Annotated in this window: 17 protein-coding genes; 12 read left to right on the forward strand and 5 right to left on the reverse strand. The window is 65.0% G+C overall.

The annotated features are described in order from the left end of the window. Positions 1-36 precede the first annotated feature (36 nt). The 4 genes from VGM71_RS14440 to fdhF all read right to left on the reverse strand — a co-directional run bounded on the left by VGM71_RS14440 (position 37) and on the right by fdhF (position 5173). The gene (locus VGM71_RS14440) at positions 37-963 is read right to left on the reverse strand and encodes a Nudix family hydrolase (RefSeq protein WP_331546360.1); all 927 of its coding nucleotides are present in this window, start codon (positions 961-963) and stop codon (positions 37-39) included. After that, complete coding sequence (locus tag VGM71_RS14445; RefSeq protein ID WP_331546362.1) at positions 963-1493, reverse strand: dihydrofolate reductase; 531 nt, start codon at positions 1491-1493, stop codon at positions 963-965. Before VGM71_RS14445 ends, VGM71_RS14440 begins: the two co-directional genes overlap by 1 nt. Positions 1494-1718: 225 nt before the next feature. Further along, positions 1719-2201 carry a DUF1641 domain-containing protein gene (locus VGM71_RS14450; RefSeq protein ID WP_331546364.1) on the reverse strand — a complete coding sequence of 161 codons (483 nt, stop codon included), beginning with the start codon at positions 2199-2201 and terminating at the stop codon, positions 1719-1721. Further along, positions 2201-5173: a formate dehydrogenase subunit alpha gene (fdhF, locus tag VGM71_RS14455; protein WP_331546366.1), complete on the reverse strand. Its 2973-nt coding sequence runs from the start codon at positions 5171-5173 to the stop codon at positions 2201-2203. The genes VGM71_RS14450 and fdhF overlap by 1 nt, the downstream gene beginning before the upstream one ends. 166 nt (positions 5174-5339) lie before the next feature. On the opposite strand from fdhF, the gene VGM71_RS14460 reads away from it, so the two are divergent. The 12 genes from VGM71_RS14460 to VGM71_RS14515 are packed head-to-tail and all read left to right on the forward strand — an operon-like array spanning position 5340 to position 16568. Next, positions 5340-5942 (forward strand): cytochrome c3 family protein, encoded by a 603-nt coding sequence (locus tag VGM71_RS14460; RefSeq protein ID WP_331546368.1) that lies wholly within the window; start codon positions 5340-5342, stop codon positions 5940-5942. Beyond that, positions 5930-8812, forward strand: coding sequence for a TAT-variant-translocated molybdopterin oxidoreductase (locus tag VGM71_RS14465; RefSeq protein WP_331546370.1), 2883 nt, complete (start codon positions 5930-5932; stop codon positions 8810-8812). Before VGM71_RS14460 ends, VGM71_RS14465 begins: the two co-directional genes overlap by 13 nt. Further along, complete coding sequence (gene nrfD / locus VGM71_RS14470) at positions 8809-10152, forward strand: NrfD/PsrC family molybdoenzyme membrane anchor subunit (RefSeq protein WP_331546372.1); 1344 nt, start codon at positions 8809-8811, stop codon at positions 10150-10152. The genes VGM71_RS14465 and nrfD overlap by 4 nt, the downstream gene beginning before the upstream one ends. Beyond that, on the forward strand, positions 10149-10676 hold the full coding sequence (locus VGM71_RS14475) for a DUF3341 domain-containing protein (RefSeq protein ID WP_331546374.1): 528 nt from the start codon (positions 10149-10151) through the stop codon (positions 10674-10676). The genes nrfD and VGM71_RS14475 overlap by 4 nt, the downstream gene beginning before the upstream one ends. Further along, a complete protein-coding gene (locus VGM71_RS14480; RefSeq protein ID WP_331546376.1) occupies positions 10673-11224 on the forward strand; it encodes a cytochrome c in 552 nt (183 codons plus the stop codon). Before VGM71_RS14475 ends, VGM71_RS14480 begins: the two co-directional genes overlap by 4 nt. Further along, positions 11221-12033, forward strand: a complete 813-nt coding sequence (locus tag VGM71_RS14485; RefSeq protein WP_331546378.1) for a hypothetical protein — start codon at positions 11221-11223, stop codon at positions 12031-12033. The genes VGM71_RS14480 and VGM71_RS14485 overlap by 4 nt, the downstream gene beginning before the upstream one ends. Beyond that, entirely contained in the window at positions 12030-12341 is a 312-nt protein-coding gene (locus VGM71_RS14490) for a hypothetical protein (RefSeq protein WP_331546380.1), read from the forward strand. Before VGM71_RS14485 ends, VGM71_RS14490 begins: the two co-directional genes overlap by 4 nt. Then, on the forward strand, positions 12338-13117 hold the full coding sequence (locus tag VGM71_RS14495; RefSeq protein ID WP_331546382.1) for an SCO family protein: 780 nt from the start codon (positions 12338-12340) through the stop codon (positions 13115-13117). Before VGM71_RS14490 ends, VGM71_RS14495 begins: the two co-directional genes overlap by 4 nt. Beyond that, positions 13114-14052 (forward strand): cytochrome c oxidase subunit II, encoded by a 939-nt coding sequence (coxB, locus tag VGM71_RS14500; RefSeq protein ID WP_331546384.1) that lies wholly within the window; start codon positions 13114-13116, stop codon positions 14050-14052. The genes VGM71_RS14495 and coxB overlap by 4 nt, the downstream gene beginning before the upstream one ends. After that, positions 14039-15637, forward strand: a complete 1599-nt coding sequence (ctaD, locus tag VGM71_RS14505) for a cytochrome c oxidase subunit I (RefSeq protein ID WP_331546386.1) — start codon at positions 14039-14041, stop codon at positions 15635-15637. Before coxB ends, ctaD begins: the two co-directional genes overlap by 14 nt. Beyond that, complete coding sequence (locus VGM71_RS14510; protein WP_331546388.1) at positions 15634-16278, forward strand: cytochrome c oxidase subunit 3 family protein; 645 nt, start codon at positions 15634-15636, stop codon at positions 16276-16278. Before ctaD ends, VGM71_RS14510 begins: the two co-directional genes overlap by 4 nt. Before the next feature lie 32 nt (positions 16279-16310). After that, positions 16311-16568 carry a cytochrome C oxidase subunit IV family protein gene (locus VGM71_RS14515; RefSeq protein ID WP_331546390.1) on the forward strand — a complete coding sequence of 86 codons (258 nt, stop codon included), beginning with the start codon at positions 16311-16313 and terminating at the stop codon, positions 16566-16568. A gap of 41 nt (positions 16569-16609) precedes the next feature. Here VGM71_RS14515 and VGM71_RS14520 read toward each other — a convergent pair whose 3' ends face one another. Beyond that, a complete protein-coding gene (locus VGM71_RS14520) occupies positions 16610-16921 on the reverse strand; it encodes a hypothetical protein (RefSeq protein ID WP_331546392.1) in 312 nt (103 codons plus the stop codon). Between the last annotated feature and the right edge of the window lie 234 nt (positions 16922-17155).

The raw sequence follows: 17155 nt of genomic DNA on the forward strand, positions 1-17155 counted from the left end.
ACCGGCGCGAAAGTCTGTCGCGCGCAGGGCGCGCTCCTACAGGAACGCTCCGATGCCTGCGACGCCCTGGCCGGCGTGCATTCTGGCCTCGGCCACATCGCCGGGACCAAGGCCACCCAAGGCGTAGACGGGCAGCGAGGCGGCTTCCGCCAGCCGGGCGAAACGCGGCCAGCCAATCGGTTCCGCGTCCGGATGGCGCACCGTCGCAAGAACCGGCGAAAGCGTCGCAAAATCACACCCGAGGCGTGAGGCGAGTTCCAGCTCCCGGGCATCGTGGCAGGAGACGCCGACCGCCACGGAAAGCGGCAGCGGCCTGGCGGCGAGTTCGTCCAGCTGTGACGACGCCAGGTGCACGCCGGTACCGAGCTCCAGCGCGCCCTCGATGTCACGGTTCAGCAGAAGCTGCGCGCCGACCCGGCGAACCGCCGGCAAGACTTCCGCAGCCACCGCGCGCACCGTCTCGACCGGCAAGGCCGGAAGCCGCCATTGCAACAAGCGCTCGCCCCGCGCCAGCGCCGCCAGTACCCATGCGGCCGCCTCGTCAGGGGAGGCGTCGGCCGGACTGATCGGGTAATGCGGGGGCAGGCGTAACGCCGCAAGGATCGGCCGGTCCGCGGGCGCCAGGAGGGCTGGGGCAATGGACGAAGGCGCGTGCCAGGCGATCGCCGCGGCGTCGAGCGCCGCTGGCTCACCCGTCCAACCTCGCACGAGCACCGCTTCCAGCAACATCTCACGCTCACCGTATCGCCAGGGTACCCGTATCAGGGCCTCGAAGGAGGCCGGATCGACCACGATGCCGAGTTCCTCGTCCAACTCGCGCTCAAGGGCCGCCATGGCGGCCTCACCCGGCTCAAGCTTGCCACCCGGGAATTCCCACATGCCCGCCAGGTGCTTTCCCGCCGGGCGCTGCGCGATGAGGATCCGTCCGCTGCCGTCGACGAGAACGCCGGCGACTACGTGCATCAGCGACCCCGGTGCTGGTCGTGATCCTTGTGATGGCCTACCGGGTCCTTCCTGACGTATTCGACCATATCGAATGAGTAGGGGTGATCCGCGTCCTTCTTATGGTGTATGCGGGATACCTCGTCCCAATCCTTGAAATCGATGCCTGGGAAGAACACGTCGGCGCCTTCCACGGCCGCGAAGACCCAGGTCAGGTACAGGGTGCTGGCCAGAGGCAAGGCCTCCCGGAACACCTCGCCTCCACCGATCACCATGAGCCCGGTGTGTCCACAGCTGGCCTGGGCTTCCTGGATCGAACGCACCGTGACCTGGCCCACATACGGGGCGTTGCCCTTGCGCGTCAGCACGTAGTTGTCGCGGTCGGGCAATGGCTTGCCGATCGACTCGGCCGTCTTCCGGCCCATCAGCACGGCCTTGTCCTTGGTGAGTTTCTTGAAATATTTCAGATCGTCCGGAAGGTGCCAGGGCAAGCCGCCCTTTCTGCCGATGGCAAAGTTTTCGTCGAGCGCGGCAACCAGGTGAACAGCCATGGAACATCCTTCGCGGTGAGTTGTAACGATCGGGCGCGTACGGCCCTGCGGGGCAAATAGTAGTCCTCTGTGTGTTAGTGCGAAACCATATCGTCCAAGACGATATCCTCGACAACGTGACGCCATGCCGCCCCGAAGAGCTGGGCCGAAGGGAGATCATGTCGCGGCCTGGGAGCAGCCCGAAGTCTTCGTCAGCGACTCCAGGGCTTCGTTCAAGACGATGCGCTACGCGTCGCTTTCCTTACCGCTGTAAGCGGTGATCGGCTTTTCGGGCGTTGGCCGCGCCATGGCGCGGCCGAAGATGCCGATCGCGCGGGCCAGCGGCGTCAAGGTCTGCCATAGCTCGTCGTCGTTGAGCAGGCGGTAGATGCCACGTACACCGGGCGCCGCATCGTCCGGTTCGTGCCGCCCGGCTTCGAGTACCTGCGCGGCTTCGCGAATGGCCTCCGCGAATTTGTAGACGGCTCCCGGTGGCACCTTGCCAAGCACCATCGCAAGCGCCGAGAGGTTCTGCATGACGTTACGCGCGCCGTCGGTTTCCAGCCCTTTCACCACGATGGCGGCGATACCCTGGTTAGCTGCGACGATGTCGTTCGCCAGGCGCAGCACGCCGTGTTCGTGCAGGGTTTCCACGAGCCTGTCCAGTTCCTCGCGCGCTGTGGCATGCGTGCGGACGGGCGTGGGTTTGAAATTGAGGGGCTCGGCCATCACAGCGTCTCCGGATGCTCGATGTGCCGGGGCGGTTGTTCGTATTCCGGACGTTCCCACTTCGCCCGCGCATCCGGGCCGCCGTTCGGCGTGCGCCGGCCGTAGCGGAAATTGCGATAGGGCAAGGCAGGCTCCCCTTTGGGGCGGGGCAGCTTCTCGATGCGCACGGCAAGCTCCTTGTAGCCGGGCGTGTTGACGTCGGGATCGTGGTGCTCGCCGGTGAGCGCGTTCACACCCGGCTTCGAGTGATGGATGGGCAAGAACAACGTATTGCCCTGCACCCGATCGGTAACCACGGCGCGCACTTCCACGCTGGCGCGTCGCGACGTCACCTTCAACCAGGTACCGTCCTCGATACCGCGCTCGCGCGCGAGATCCGTACCGATTTCCACGAACCAGTCCGGCGACAGATGGTCGATGCGACCGCCGCGTCCCGTCTGGTTCCTGGACTGGAAGTGTTCAAGCAACCGGCCGTTGTCGAGCATGAGGTCGTAGGTTTCGTCGGCTTCCTCACCTGGCGCCTTCCATTCCAGGGGGTACAGCTTCGCCTTGCCGTCGGGGAACTTGAACTTCTCCGTGTAGAGAAGTGGCGTGTCCTTGCCGTCGGCCGTGACGGGCCACTGCAGGGACTTCCAACCCTCGAGCCGCTCGTAGCTCACCCCGGCGAACATCTCGGCGATGCCGGCGCATTCGCGCATGATGTCCGCCGGCCCCGTATAGCCCCAGTCATGACCAAGACGCTTTGCCACCTCGTTGAGGATCCACCAGTCCGGCCGGCTGTCACCCAACGGCGGCATCACCTGGTGGAAGCGCTGGATGCGTCGTTCGGTGTTGGTGAACGTACCGTCCTTCTCCACGCTGGGGCATGCGGGCAGCACCACGTCGGCGAATTGCGCCGTCCGGCTCAGGAACATGTCCTGCACCACGAAGAAGTCCATGCCGGAGAAAGCTTTCTCCACATTCGAGGTATCCGCGTCGGAAATGGCAGTTTCCTCGCCGATGACCCACATCGCCTTGACCTTGCCCTTCCCCGCTTCCACGACCATGGCGAAATTGTCGAGTCCGGGTTCGTTCGAGAGGCGCTCCACGGGGACGCCCCAGGCTTTCGCCCATTTCGCCCGCACGGCTTCGTCGGTCACCTTCTCGTAACCGGGATAGATGTCCTTCAGGCAGCCGAAATCGCTGGCGCCCTGCACGTTGTTGTGGCCGCGCATGGGGTAGCCGCCCGTACCGGGCCGCCCATAATTGCCCGTGACCAGGAGCAGGTTCGACAAGGCCGTGCTCGTGTCCGACCCATGCGTATGCTGGGTGATGCCCATGGCCCAGAGCAGGCAGACGCTTCCGGCACCCGCGATCATCCGGGCCGCTTCCTCGAGCTGCGCGCGCGGTACCCCCGTCATCGCTTCCGCGAACTCCATCGTGAAGGGCGCCAGCGAGCGCCGGTACTCATCCAGCCCGTTCACGCGCTGCGCCAGGAAGTCCATGTCGGCCAGCCCTTCGTCCAGGATGTAACGCGCCGTCGCGCTGGCCCATACGAGGTCCGTGCTCGGCGTCAGCTGAAGAAACACATTCGCGCGATCCGCCATTTCATGACGACGCGGATCGACCACCAGCAATTTCTGCCCACGTAGCTTGTGCGCCCGTTTGATCCGCGTGGCGATCACCGGATGACATTCGGCCGTGTTGGAGCCCACGAGCACCACCAGTTCGGCCTTCTCGATATCCTTGATCGATCCGGCATCGCCACCGTAACCGACGGTACGGAACAGGCCCATGGTCGCGGGGTTCTGGCAGTAACGCGACGAGTTGTCCACGCTGTTGGTGCCGAAGATCGAACGCGCGATCTTCTGGGTGAGATAGGCCTCTTCGTTGCTGGCCTTGCTCGAACCGATGAAGCCCATCGCCTTGGGGCCGTGCTGCGCGTGCACTTCGCGGAGGCGGTTCGCCACGAGGTCCAGCGCCTCGTCCCAGCTTGCCTCGCGGAAGGCGCCGTTATCCCGGATCAGGGGTCGGGTGAGACGGTCCGGGCTGTTGACGAAATCCCAGCCGAACTTGCCTTTCACGCAGGTAGAGATGCCATTCGCAGGGGCATCGATGACCGGCTGCACCTTCAGGATATGCCGGTCACGCGTGACCATCTCGAAGGCACAACCCACGCCGCAATACGTGCACACAGTCTTCGTGCGGCGGACCTCGGCCTGCCGCATCGTCGCGTCGATCTCCGAAAGCGCCGTGACCGGCCGCGCGCCAGTGGTGTTCTCCAGCGCCTTCACCAAGTCGATCAGCGGACGTTTCACCCGCTCTTCCATGGCGGTGAACGGTCCTGCATCCGGTTGCATGGTCTTTTCCAGCAACGCGTTGCACGGACAGACGGTGACGCAATGACCGCAGGACACGCAGCTGGACTGATCGATGGGGCGGCCGCCGTCCCAGAGCACGCGCGGATGCTCCGCCGTGTAATCGATGCTGAGGGTTTCGTTGACCTCGACATTCTGGCATGCCTCGACGCAGCGCCCGCAGAGGATGCACTGGTCGGGATCGTACGTGTAGAACGGATTGCTCGTGTCCTTCGCGTAAGGCTTGCGTACGAAGGGATAGCGCTGGATCGGCATGTCCATCGCGGCGACGGTGTTGTGCAAGGTACAGTCGCCGAGGTTATGTTCGCAGACGGTGCAATACAACTCGTGCTTGGCAAGCAGGCGATCCATGCCTTCCTCACGTGCTGCCGCTGCCTTCTCGCCGCGCGTGTCGACATGACTTCCGGGCTGTGCGACGTGATCGCAACTGCGGACCAGCTCGCCATCCACCTCGACCCAGCACGTGTCGCACGTCTTCAGTGGACCGAGTGCCTCGTTGTAGCAGACGCGCGGCACCTCGATGCCATGGCGGATGAACAGGTCAACCAGTCGTTCGCCTTCCTGGACAACGCGCGGAAGACCGTCGATGACGATGGTGGGGGCAATGACGGACATAGGGTCAGCGTGAGCGCGAATCCGGCCACGTTCGGTGTACGCCGCGCGTTTCCCGGCTTCACGAATCCCGCACGGGCCCACGAATAGCGTGAACGCGTTAGGCCGGTACGAGAGGGAGATGGCACAGATTTTCCACCCGCGCTCCGGCCTCTACGCCAAGCTGGCGATGCTGGGCATGCTGGTGGCCGCCGTCACCGCCGTCTTCGTCTGGCGCGGCGTCACCGCGGAGCCGGACAGGGAAAACGAGGCCGTGGAACAGCCGGTACCTTTCAGCCACCAGCACCATGTAGGCGAGGTCGGCATCGACTGCCGCTACTGCCATGCGGGCGTGGAGACCGATGCATTCGCCGGCATACCGCCGATATCGACGTGCATGACATGTCATTCGCAACTTTTTATGGATCAGCCGCCGCTGGCACCTTTGATTGAAAGCTGGCGCACCGGCGTACCCCTGCACTGGAACCGGGTCAACGACCTTCCCGACTTCGTGTACTTCGACCATTCCATTCATGTGGCAAAAGGTGTTGGCTGCGTTTCCTGCCACGGACGGGTGGACCGCATGCCGTTGATGCGCCGCGTCGCCTCGCTGTCGATGAAGTGGTGCCTGGAGTGCCATCGCCATCCGGAACGCTTCGTGCGCCCACGGGACCAGGCGTTCGCCATGGACGACCGCCATCCCGGCGCCGACGATGCGCTTGGCATACACCTCGTCGACGCGTATCGGATCGACCGGCGTCGCCTGACGGATTGTTCGATATGCCACCGGTGAGCGCCCTCGATGCATTGCGTGAAGCGTTGCCCCCGCCGGGTTCGCCGCGGTTCTGGCGGGCACTGGACGAGCTCGCCGACGATCCTGCGCGCCGTGCTCTGGTGGCCGCCGCGTGGCCTCCGCTGGCCGACCTAGAACCCGCCCTCGATCGACGCGGGTTCCTGCGCCTGCTGGGCGCCTCCCTGGCATTCGCCGGTCTCGCCGGCTGTTCGGGGCCACCGCCCGGGCGCATCGTGCCGCAGGTCGGTCGCGACGGCCGCTCCGTCCCCCACGCTGCCCGCTATGCGACGGCGCTCGCCACCGGTGGCGACGTGGTAGGTGTCTTGGTCGAGCTGCGGGATGGACGCCCGGTCAAGCTGGAGGGCAATCCCCGCCACCCGGCCAGCTACGGCGGCAGCGACCCGCGCATGCAGGCAGCGGTACTCGACCTGTGGGATCCGGCCCGCTCAGACGCGCCGCGCCGGCAAGGTGCTCCATCGAGCTGGGCTGCCTTCGAAGGCGAAGCGGCGGCGTGGCGCCGACGCTTCGGTGAACGTGGCGACGGCCTGCGCATCCTTTCCGGAACCATCGCTTCGCCAACGCTGGCGCGTCAACGCGACGCGTTACTCGCACGCTATCCGGGCGCTCGCTGGCATGTGCACGACCCTGCGGGCGGGCGCCCGGGCCGGGTGTGGCCGGACATGTCCAGGGCACGCACGATCGTCGCACTCGATGCAGACCCCTTGGGTGCGTTCCCGGGGCACGTCCGTCATGCGCGAGACTTCGCTGAGGCGCGCCGGACAGCCGATACGATGTCCCGCCTCTACGCGATCGAGCCGACGCCGTCGCTCACCGGACGCAATGCGGACCACCTGTGGCCAGCGGCGGCGACCGAGATACCGAAAATCGCCGCGGCGCTGGCCTCGGCCCTTGGAGTGGCCGTCGATGTTCCCGGGCTGGACGCGTTCTCCCACGGACGGATCGCGGCCATGGCCGGGGATCTGCGCGCGAATGCGGGTGCGTCGCTGGTACTCGCCGGGCCTTATCAGCCTGCAGTGGTTCACGACCTCGTACGCGCGATGAACCGGCTTTTGGGTAACGACAAGACGGTGCTGCGCGAACTCGCGACGCAGAGCGATGACGAACCGCTCGAGGACCTCGTCGCCGACATGCACGCAGGCCATGTGGACACGCTGGTCCTGCTGGAAACGAACCCGCTGTATACGGCACCGGTTTTCGCGGAAGCACTGCGCCACGTGGCACACACAGCACACCTCGGCCGTTATCGCGACGAAACGGCGGAGGCCGTGCAATGGCATTTGCCCGCGTTACATCCCTTTGAAACCTGGTCGGACCTGCTCACGCTGGATGGCATCGCGAGCATCGTGCAGCCGGTGCTTGCACCGTTGTCGGATGCGCGCTCGATGCATGACGTGATGGACCTGTTGCTGGGTGGCGTGCCGAACGATGCGCGCGAGCGTGTGCGCTCGACGTGGCCGCAACTGGACGAGGAGGCGTGGACATCGGCGCTGCGCGATGGTGTTTTCGAATCCACGCCGCCCCCCGTAGGGGCGCGCCCTGCGCACGACAGCCTATCGCGAAACCCCACAAGGCCCGATGCCTCACCGCAAGAAGCTGTCGCGCGCAGGGCGCGCTCCTACATGCCCAACGCATTGGAACTGCTGTTCCGCCCCGACGAACACCTGTGGGACGGTCGCCATGCGCATAACGCCTGGTTGCAGGAACTACCGCGCCCCGTGACATCGCTCACCTGGGGCAACGCCGCCTGGATCTCACCCGCGCTCGCCGCGGAGCGCGACCTGCGTGACGGTGATGCCGTTCGCCTGGAGGCGAACGGACGACACGTCGAGGCACCGGTGCTCGTCGTGCCGGGACAGGCGACGAACAGCGTCACCGTGACGCTCGGCTATGGACGGCGCAGCGGGATCGCCGAAGGACTCGGTTATGACGCCTACACTCTGCGCGACAGCGACGACACCTGGCACATCGGCGGGCTGGTGCTGACGAAGCTGGATCGCCGCGACATGCTTGCATCCACCCAGGCCCAACAAGACATGGGCCGTCGCGACATCGTCCGCACGGGAACGCCTGCGCATCCACCCAAAGGCGGAAGTACCGTACCGTCCAGTCTTTACCCCGACGTGGCGCACGGCGAGTACCGCTGGGCCATGAGCATCGATTTAAATGCCTGTATCGGCTGCAACGCTTGTACGATCGCCTGCCAGGCCGAAAACAATATTCCCGTGGTCGGCAAGGAAGAAGTCGCCCGCGGGCGGCGCATGCACTGGATACGCGTGGACCGCTATCACGAAGGGTCGCCCGCCGCGCCGCTTACCTATCACCAGCCGGTGCCCTGCATGCACTGCGAGCATGCACCGTGCGAGGTCGTCTGCCCCGTCGAGGCGACCGTGCACGACAGTGAAGGCCTCAACCTGCAGGTCTACAACCGCTGCGTCGGCACGCGCTTCTGCTCGAACAACTGTCCGTACAAGGTGCGCCGGTTCAACTTCCTGCAGTACGCGGACCTCGCCAGCGAAAGCCTGAAGGCCATGCGCAATCCGGACGTCACCGTCCGCTCCCGCGGCGTCATGGAGAAATGCACGTACTGCGTGCAGCGTATCGAGCGCGCCCATATCGCCGCCGACCGCGATAGCCGGCGCATCGCCGAAAACGAGGTGACGACAGCCTGCCAGGACGCCTGCCCCACCCGGGCGATCGTCTTCGGCGACCTGGGCGACGAGGCCAGCGCGGTCGCAAAGGCGAACCGGTCGACGCGTCGTTACGTCCTGCTCGAGGAATTGAACACACGGCCGCGCACGACTTACCTGGGCGCCTTGCGCAATCCGAATCCGGCGTGGGGGGAGTCGTGACCGACCGCGAGCCCGCCCATTTCGCCACACCCGCCGAAGTCACTGACATCGTGACCGGCCTCGTACTGGTGCATCGCGCCGGCCTCCGATGGAAGCTGGCCTTCGGCGCGGCGGCGCTGCTCACTGCCCTGCTGGTCGTCGCCATCGTCGTACTGCTGGTACGCGGCGTGGGCATCTGGGGGGTGAGCATGCCCGTGGCCTGGGGTTTCGCCATCGCCAACTATGTCTGGTGGATCGGCATCGGCATGGCGGGTACCTTCATCTCCGCCGCGCTCTACCTCACGCGGCAGGGCTGGCGCTCCGCCCTGAACCGGTTCGCCGAGGCGATGACCGTGTTTGCCCTGGCCGTCTCGTCACTGTTCCCCATCTTCCATCTCGGCCGGCCGTGGTTTTCCTACTGGCTGGCCCCCTACCCCGACCGCATGGGCCTGTGGCCGCAATGGCGCAGCGCGCTCGTCTGGGATTTCTTCGCGATCGGTGCGTACGTGATCGTGTCGGTGATCTATTTCTATGTCGGACTCATCCCGGATCTGGCGGCGGTGCGCGATCGCGCGAGCTCGCGCGGACAACAGGTGTTTTATGGCCTGCTGGCGATCGGCTGGCGTGGCGAGGCGCGCCAATGGGAACGGCATGCGACCCTGGTGAAGATCCTCGCGGGCCTGGCCGTGCCGCTCGTGTTCTCGGTGCACAGCATGGTGGCGCTGGATTTCTCCGAAGGGCTCCTGCCGGGCTGGCATTCGACGATTTTCCCGCCGTTCTTCGTGGCCGGTGCACTGTTCTCCGGCGCGGCGATGGTCATCGTGCTGGCCGTGCCGCTGCGTAAAGCTTACGCGCTGGAGGAATTCATCACGGACGAACACCTCGACAAGCTCGCGAAAATGATGCTCGCCGTAGGCTGGGTGGTGACCTATGGTTATGCCGCCGAAATCTTCACCGCATATGTCGGCGGCGATCCGTACGACACCGCCCTGCAACGCCATCGCATGCAAGGCGCGTACGCATGGCTGTTCTGGGCCACCATCGCTTGCAACAGCCTTTCCATCCAGGCCCTGTGGTGGCCTCGGGTACGCACCAGCCCCCTCGCGCTCGTCGTCATCGCCCTGCTGGTGCTCACGGGCATGTGGATGGAACGCTTCATGCTCATCGTCACCAGCCTGTACCGCGATTTCCTGCCGTCGAGCTGGGGCATGTTCCACCCCACGGTATGGGATGGCGCCTTCCTGCTGGGGTCGATCGGCCTGTTCGCGCTGCTCTTCCTCATTTTCGTTCGCCTCGTTCCCGTCCTGTCGATCGCCGAACTTCGCCGGCACGCGGCCGAACGCGTGGATACCCGGCCATGAGCGTGCATGGCCGCCTTCTCCAGTTGCACGACGCGCACGAACTGGCCTCCGCGGTCGACGCGCTGCATGCGCTCGGCTACACCCGGCTCGAAGCTTTTTCGCCCTATGCGGTGGACGGACTGATGGAAAAGCTGGGGTCGCCGCCGAAACGCATTCCGCCCGCGATGCTCACGGGCGGCCTGATCGGTGGTATCGGCATGCTCTGGCTGCAATACCACGCCGCCGCGGTGGACTATCCGCTCAACGTCGGCGGGCGTCCTGCGGCGAGCTGGCCGGCCTTCATGCCATCGGCCGTGGAAGTCGTCATCCTGCTCGCCGTCGTCGCCGGCTTCGTGGCGTTCCTGGTGGGCAGCCGCCTGCCCACTCTCTACCGGCCGGAGTTCAACGTGGCGTGGTTCGAGGAAGCGAGCCGCGACGGATTCCTGCTGCTCATCCGCGCGGACGACCCGAGGTGGAATGATCATCAGGTGGCCGAAGACGTTGCCGCGCTGGAGCCGTTACGTCATGCGGACGTTCCGTCATGAGGCGCGTAGCCATCCTGCTGATCGCCCTCCTGCCGGTGACCGGCTGCGAACGCGGCATGCACCAGATGTACGACCAGCCGCGTTACGAGCGCGGTGGCGAGGCCCCGCTGTTCGCCGATGGTGTCGCTTCCCGCATACCGCCTCGCGGCACGGTACCGACCTCCGACCCGGAAGCGATGCCGGCGCCACCGGCCGTCACTGAAGGCTTGCTCGAGCGGGGACGCGATCGCTACACCATCTATTGCACGCCCTGCCACGGTGTGGGCGGCGACGGTGACGGCATGGTGGTGCGGCGCGGTTTTCCGGGACCACCGAGCTACCACGAGCAACGGCTGCGCGACGCCGATGACCGGCACCTTTACGATGTCATCACCCGTGGTTGGGGTGTCATGTATCCCTATGCGGATCGCATTGCGCCGGCTGACCGGCAAGCCATCGTCGCTTATATCCGTGCCCTGCAGTTCAGCCGCCACGCACCCGTGGACCGCTTGGAACCGGAGGACCTCTCACGGCTCCGCGACCTGCCCAGCGAGGGAGCCCGGCAATGATCCTGCACGCATGGCTTGCGGCATGGTTGTTGTTCACCGGCGCGAGCGTCGGCGCCATTGCCTGGCAGGCCATCCACCGGCTCACCGGCGGCGCATGGGGCGGCGTCCTGGCAACGCGCTGGAGAATGCTGCGCATGTTACTGCCCCTGGCCGCGCTTGCGAGCGCGCCCATGCTGATCGCCGCGCCACACCTTTTCCCATGGATCCACCATCCGGTGGAGGAAGCGCGGCGCTGGTACCTCAGTTATCCGTTCCTCGCCTGGCGGACCGCCGGCTGCTTCGTCGCGTGGGCGATCGCGTGGCGGCTGGCGACGCGTGCGCCCGCCGCGAGCCTGATCGTCTGGCTGTTCGCCTGCGGTGTGTTCGCGAACGACTGGATCGTTTCGCTCTCGCCCGAGTGGCGATCCTCAGCGATAGGACTGGTGCTCGCGCTCGGCCAGTTGCTGGTGGCCCTGTCCACGGCCGTACTCTTGCGAACACCCCGGGAATCCTCGGTCGTGCCGCCCATCTTCCGCGGCGACCAGGCCTCGTTGCTCTTCGCCGCCTGCCTCGGCTGGGCCTATCTCGCCGGCATCGATTACCTCACCGCCTGGATGGCCGACCTGCCGTACGAAACCGCTTGGTACCTGCCCCGCACGCAGGGCTCTTGGGCCGCGCTGGCAATCGCAGCGATCGTGTTCCAACTCGTCGTGCCTTTCGTGCTGCTTCTCTCGCGCAAGGCGAAGGCCAGGGTCCATGTGTTGCGGGCAGCCGCCGCCTCTGTGTTGCTGGGCCAGGCCTGCCATGTCGCATGGATGGTGATGCCGTGACGCATGAACCGCAGGGCCTCGCCACTCGCCGGCTCGCGTCCCTGGCAGCGCTGCTCGCGGGGTCGACCATGGTCGTGCTGGTGGCCTGTTTCTTCCTTTGGCGCGGCTGGGTCACCGCCCCTGTGCCGTCGCCCCGCGCCGGCGAACCGAAACTCCAGCCGGAACCGCGCCGCGACATGGAGATGTTCCGCCGCCGGCAGCGCAACGCGAACGAGTGGGGCTGGGTCGATCGCGAACGCGGCGTCGCGCGGATTCCGGTGGAACGCGCGATGCGGCTGATGGCGAAGGAAGGAGATCGAAAGCCATGATACGGCTCCTCGTATCCGCCTTCTTGCTGCTCTTGCTCGCGCCCGCCTTCGCAGCCGTTCCGCCGCCGCGCGACCTCGACCGGCGTGCCGGCTTCGATCAACATATCGGTGCGCGGGTGCCCATGGATGTGCCGCTTACCGACGCGGATGGCCATGCAAAAACGCTCGCGACGATCGCGGACGGCAAACCCCTGCTGCTCGCCTTCGGCTATTACCGCTGTCCCAACCTCTGCGACCTCACGTTGCGCGGCATCGCCTCAGCCGTAGCGCGGGTACCGCTGGGGGTGGGCGCCGATTACCAAGTGGCCTTCGTGAGCATCGCGCCTAACGAAACCGCACTCGATGCGCGGGAGGCGCGCGACCTGGTCGCCCGCATGGAACCCCAGGGCCAGGCGATACGCTGGACCTGGGCAACGGCGGCGCCACCGTCCGTCGCCACGCTTACCCATACTGTGGGTTTCCGTTACTTCAGGGACCCGCGCGACGGCCAGTACGTGCACCCCGCCGGTTTCGTCGTCGTGGCGCCGGACGGGCGCGTGGCACAGTACTTCTTCGGCGTGGACTACGATGCGCACGCCTTGCGCCTCGCGCTGGTCGACGCCTCACACGGGCGGCTGGGCACCGTCATCGATCGGCTCGTCCTGCTCTGCTGCGGGTACGACCCTGCCACCGGTCGCTACAGCCTGCTGGTGTCGCGCCTCATGATGGCGCTGGGCTGTGCCTTCCTCGTCGTCATGGCCGCCGGCGCGCTGTGGCTGCGAAGGAGGACACCATGACCTTCCTGCCTGAGGCATCCAGCTTCGCCGGTCGGGTCGATGGCCTGTTCTATGCGATGCTCGGCCTGTCGACGGTCGTGGTGCTGGGCGTGTTCACCACGATGCTGGTGTTCGCCATTCGTTTCCGGCGCGGCCGCCATGTGGACCGCAGCGGCGAATCGCACCGGGAACTCGGCATCGAGATGGTCTGGACGCTCGTGCCGTTCGCGATGTTCCTCGCCATCTTCGTCTGGAGCATCCGCCTCTGGATCGTCATGCGAACGCCGCCGGCAAACGCATCGACGATCCACGTGGTCGGTAAGCAGTGGATGTGGGAATTCGAACATCCCGACGGCCAGCGCGAGATCGACACGCTGCACGTGGCAACGGGCCAGCCCATTCGCCTGGTGATGATTTCGCAGGACGTGATCCACGATGTGTCCATTCCGGCCTTCCGGGTGAAACAGGACGTGCTGCCCGGCCGCTATACGCAGCTGTGGTTCACGCCCACGCGCACGGGCACGTACAACCTCTTCTGCGCGGAGTATTGCGGTACCGATCATTCCCGGATGGGCGGGGTCGTCGTCGTCCAGACGCCGGCGGGCCACGCACGCTGGCTGGCCAGCCATGCCAGTGGATCGCTCGCCGACCAGGGCCGGATGCTGTTTACCCGCTTCGGGTGCGCGGGTTGCCACGACGCTGGTTCCTCCGTGCATGCCCCCCGTCTGGACGGCCTCTATGGAAGCACGGTGCCACTGGCCGACGGCCGCCAGGTGCTAGCCGACGAGCGCTACCTGCACGACGCGATCACCTTGCCCGGCAGCGAGGTTGCGGCGGGCTATGCGCCGCTGATGCCCAGTTACAAGGACCGGATCGACGAAGCAGACATTCTCGCACTGGTCGCCTACCTCAAGGTCCGTGGCACGGACAGGGAGATACCCCATGCAGCCCGCTGAACACGTCCCGCCCAGCTACCTCACGGACGGCAACACGCTCCGGTCCTGGCTGGCAACGCACGATCACAAGCGAATCGCGATCCTTTACGCAGTCTCGATCACGTTCTTTTTCTTCCTGGGCGGCATCGCCGCGGCGCTCATGCGCCTCGAACTGGCCACGCCGGCGGGCGACGTGATGAGCGCGGAAACCTACAACAAGACTTTCACCTTCCATGGCGTGGTGATGGTGTGGTTCTTCCTCATTCCCTCCATTCCCGCCACGTTGGGCAATTTCCTCCTGCCGATGATGATCGGCGCGCGCGACGTGGCGTTCCCGCGCCTCAACCTCTTCAGTTGGTACCTCTACGTGACCGGCGGCGTGTTCACGGTCGCCTGCCTGCTGCTGGGCGGCGTTGACACAGGGTGGACGTTCTACACACCCTTCTCCACGATGTTCTCTAACTCCCACGTGATGCTGACCGTGGTGGGTGTGTTCGTCGTCGGTTTCTCGTCGATCCTCACGGGGCTCAATTTCATCGTCACGATCCACACCATGCGCACGACAGGCATGAACTGGTTCCGCATGCCACTCTTCGTGTGGTCGATGTACGGCGTGTCCCTGGTCATGATGCTGGCGACACCGGTACTGGCCATGACGCTGGCCCTCATCGCGGCGGAACGCCTGCTCGGCATCGGCATCTTCGATCCCGCGCTGGGTGGTGATCCGCTGTTGTTCCAGCACTTCTTCTGGTTTTATTCGCACCCGGCCGTGTACATCATGGTGCTACCGGCCATGGGTGTGGTGAGCGAACTCATCACCGCCAGCGTGCGGCGGAAGATCTTCGGCTATCACTTCATGGTGTATTCGATCATCGGCATCGCGGTAATCGGGTTCCTGGTCTGGGGTCACCATATGTTCGTCGCCGGCCAGTCCATGTATGCGAGCATCGTGTTCTCCATCCTGAGCTTCATCATCGCCGTGCCGTCGGCGATCAAGGTGTTCAACTGGACGGCCACGCTCTATAAGGGCGACATCGCCTTCGGCGCGCCGATGATCTACGCGCTTGGCTTCGTCGGACTGTTCATGCTGGGCGGTCTGACCGGGCTGTTCCTCGCCGCCACGGCGCTTGACGTGAACCTCACGGACACCTACTTCGTCGTCGCCCATTTCCACTACATCATGGTGGGCGGTGCAGTGATGGCCTATCTCGGCGGCATCCACTTCTGGTGGCCTAAGATCACCGGGCGCATGTACTCCGAAGCGTGGGCCCGGTTCGCCGCCATCCTCATGTTCCTCGGCTTCAACCTCACCTTCTTCCCACAGTTCCTCGCCGGTGCCGAGGGCATGCCGCGGCGTTATCACTCATATCCTTCCGAATACGGACTGCTGAACGTATTGTCGTCGGCAGGCTCGGTGCTGCTCGCCGCATCGTACCTGCTGCCCATCGGTTACTTCCTGTGGTCGTTGCGCTTCGGCGAACGTGCTTCGAATGACCCTTGGGGTGTGGAAGGCCTGGAATGGACGACGCCATCGCCCCCACCCACACACAATTTCGACGTACCGCCGGTCGTCACCGACGGCCCCTACGCCTATAAGCACCCATGAACGCTTCCGCCCCGCGCACAGCCGAGCAGTTCGACGACGCCGCGCAGCAGCGCGACGCGGCGACGCTGGGCATGTGGGCGTTCCTGGCGACCGAGGTACTGTTCTTCGGCGTGCTGTTCGCCGCGTACACGGTATGCCGCGTGCTCTGGCCTGACGCCTTCGCCTCGGCCAGCCGGCACACCGACCTGACGCTGGGCGGCATCGAGACGGGTGTGCTCCTTACCAGCAGCTTCACCGTGGCGTTGGCGATCCGCGATGTGCAGCTTGGGGGCCGGCGGCTCGCGGTGTTTCTCTTGTGTTCCACCGCCGCGCTCGGCGTCGCCTTCCTCGTCATCCATGGACTGGAGTATTACGACGATTACAAGGCCGCCGTGATTCCCGGCATACGTTACGAGGAAGTAGGCGGGCTCGCATCCCAGCAACGCCTGTTCTTCTTTCTCTACTACGTCACCACTGCATTCCATGGGCTACACGTGGCCATTGGCGTGGCTTTGCTGCTCGTGATGGCCGTGCGTACGCGGCAGGGCGACTTCTGCCCCGAGTCCCACACGTCGTTGGAAGTGACCGCTCTGTACTGGCATCTCGTCGACATCGTGTGGATCTTCGTTTTTCCGCTCTATTACCAGGTGGGGCGGGCATGAATGAGCGGCCGCCCTCGCTTTTTGCCCACATAGTGGCGCTCATCACCCTTGGCGTGCTCCTGCTAGCCAGCATCGTCGTGTCGCGCATCCACCTCGGCACGTGGAACTCCTTCGCAGGCCCTGCCATCGCCGCGGTCAAGGCGTCGATCGTGCTGTTCTTCTTCATGAAGTTGCGCAAGAGCGGACCTTCCGTTCACTTTGCCGCCTGCTTCGGTTTCGCCTGGCTGGCAATCATGATCGTCCTGACACTAAGCGATTTCCTGACACGATGGCCTGTGATCGTGCGGTAGTGAGGTCGGTAGAGTGCGGAAGCGCTTTGACTGAAAGGGAATCAGGACAACCCCGCCCGTTCCCTGACGTTATCGGGAAGACCCGCAAGGACATATGCCGACACCTTTTCCCAATGCCAGAAGACCGCCATATTCACGCAGACCTCCCCACCATTTCCTTTCATATGATAGGCAAGTCCTACCCGACAGACATCGTCGATCTCACACCATTTCAGCTGCCTGCGTGCCATGAAGCGTCGGCCAGAAAGCACAATGATTTGCTCAACGCCTTGCTCGTCGAGCTTAATCGAGTGCGACTCGAACATATGCTTAGCCATGAACAACCCTAAGGCGACTCCGAGAGAGCCGATCATGATGCCAGCCGCCTCTGACGCCGAGAGCAAAATCGACAACGAAACCCCAAGGCACGCCATAACACAGATCGCCGAGAGGACCGCGCTCAATTTGGGCTCTCTCTCGATCCGTGTGGTTGACCTTCAGGCCGCGGTCTGTTGATCGGGGTCGAGCCAGGGATTCTTCGGTAGATGCCTGAGGTTGGCGCAGATCAGGTAGCTGATGGTGATGAGGTGGTCATCAGTGCCGTAGCC

It is taken from the genome of Luteibacter sp., assembly GCF_036499525.1.
GTDB lineage: Bacteria > Pseudomonadota > Gammaproteobacteria > Xanthomonadales > Rhodanobacteraceae > Luteibacter.

Bases quoted from the DNA above. Each gene is read 5' to 3' on its own strand.
- coxB (WP_331546384.1), top strand. From the start codon at position 13,114: ATGACCTTCCTGCCTGAGGCATCCAGCTTCGCCGGTCGGGTCGATGGC.
- VGM71_RS14460 (WP_331546368.1), top strand. From the start codon at position 5,340: ATGCTGGGCATGCTGGTGGCCGCCGTCACCGCCGTCTTCGTCTGGCGC.
- VGM71_RS14465 (WP_331546370.1), top strand. From the start codon at position 5,930: ATGCCACCGGTGAGCGCCCTCGATGCATTGCGTGAAGCGTTGCCCCCG.
- VGM71_RS14475 (WP_331546374.1), top strand. From the start codon at position 10,149: ATGAGCGTGCATGGCCGCCTTCTCCAGTTGCACGACGCGCACGAACTG.
- VGM71_RS14480 (WP_331546376.1), top strand. From the start codon at position 10,673: ATGAGGCGCGTAGCCATCCTGCTGATCGCCCTCCTGCCGGTGACCGGC.
- VGM71_RS14520 (WP_331546392.1), bottom strand. From the start codon at position 16,921: ATGATCGGCTCTCTCGGAGTCGCCTTAGGGTTGTTCATGGCTAAGCAT.
- VGM71_RS14450 (WP_331546364.1), bottom strand. From the start codon at position 2,201: ATGGCCGAGCCCCTCAATTTCAAACCCACGCCCGTCCGCACGCATGCC.
- fdhF (WP_331546366.1), bottom strand. From the start codon at position 5,173: ATGTCCGTCATTGCCCCCACCATCGTCATCGACGGTCTTCCGCGCGTT.
- VGM71_RS14510 (WP_331546388.1), top strand. From the start codon at position 15,634: ATGAACGCTTCCGCCCCGCGCACAGCCGAGCAGTTCGACGACGCCGCG.
- VGM71_RS14485 (WP_331546378.1), top strand. From the start codon at position 11,221: ATGATCCTGCACGCATGGCTTGCGGCATGGTTGTTGTTCACCGGCGCG.
- ctaD (WP_331546386.1), top strand. From the start codon at position 14,039: ATGCAGCCCGCTGAACACGTCCCGCCCAGCTACCTCACGGACGGCAAC.
- VGM71_RS14495 (WP_331546382.1), top strand. From the start codon at position 12,338: ATGATACGGCTCCTCGTATCCGCCTTCTTGCTGCTCTTGCTCGCGCCC.
- VGM71_RS14440 (WP_331546360.1), bottom strand. From the start codon at position 963: ATGCACGTAGTCGCCGGCGTTCTCGTCGACGGCAGCGGACGGATCCTC.
- VGM71_RS14445 (WP_331546362.1), bottom strand. From the start codon at position 1,493: ATGGCTGTTCACCTGGTTGCCGCGCTCGACGAAAACTTTGCCATCGGC.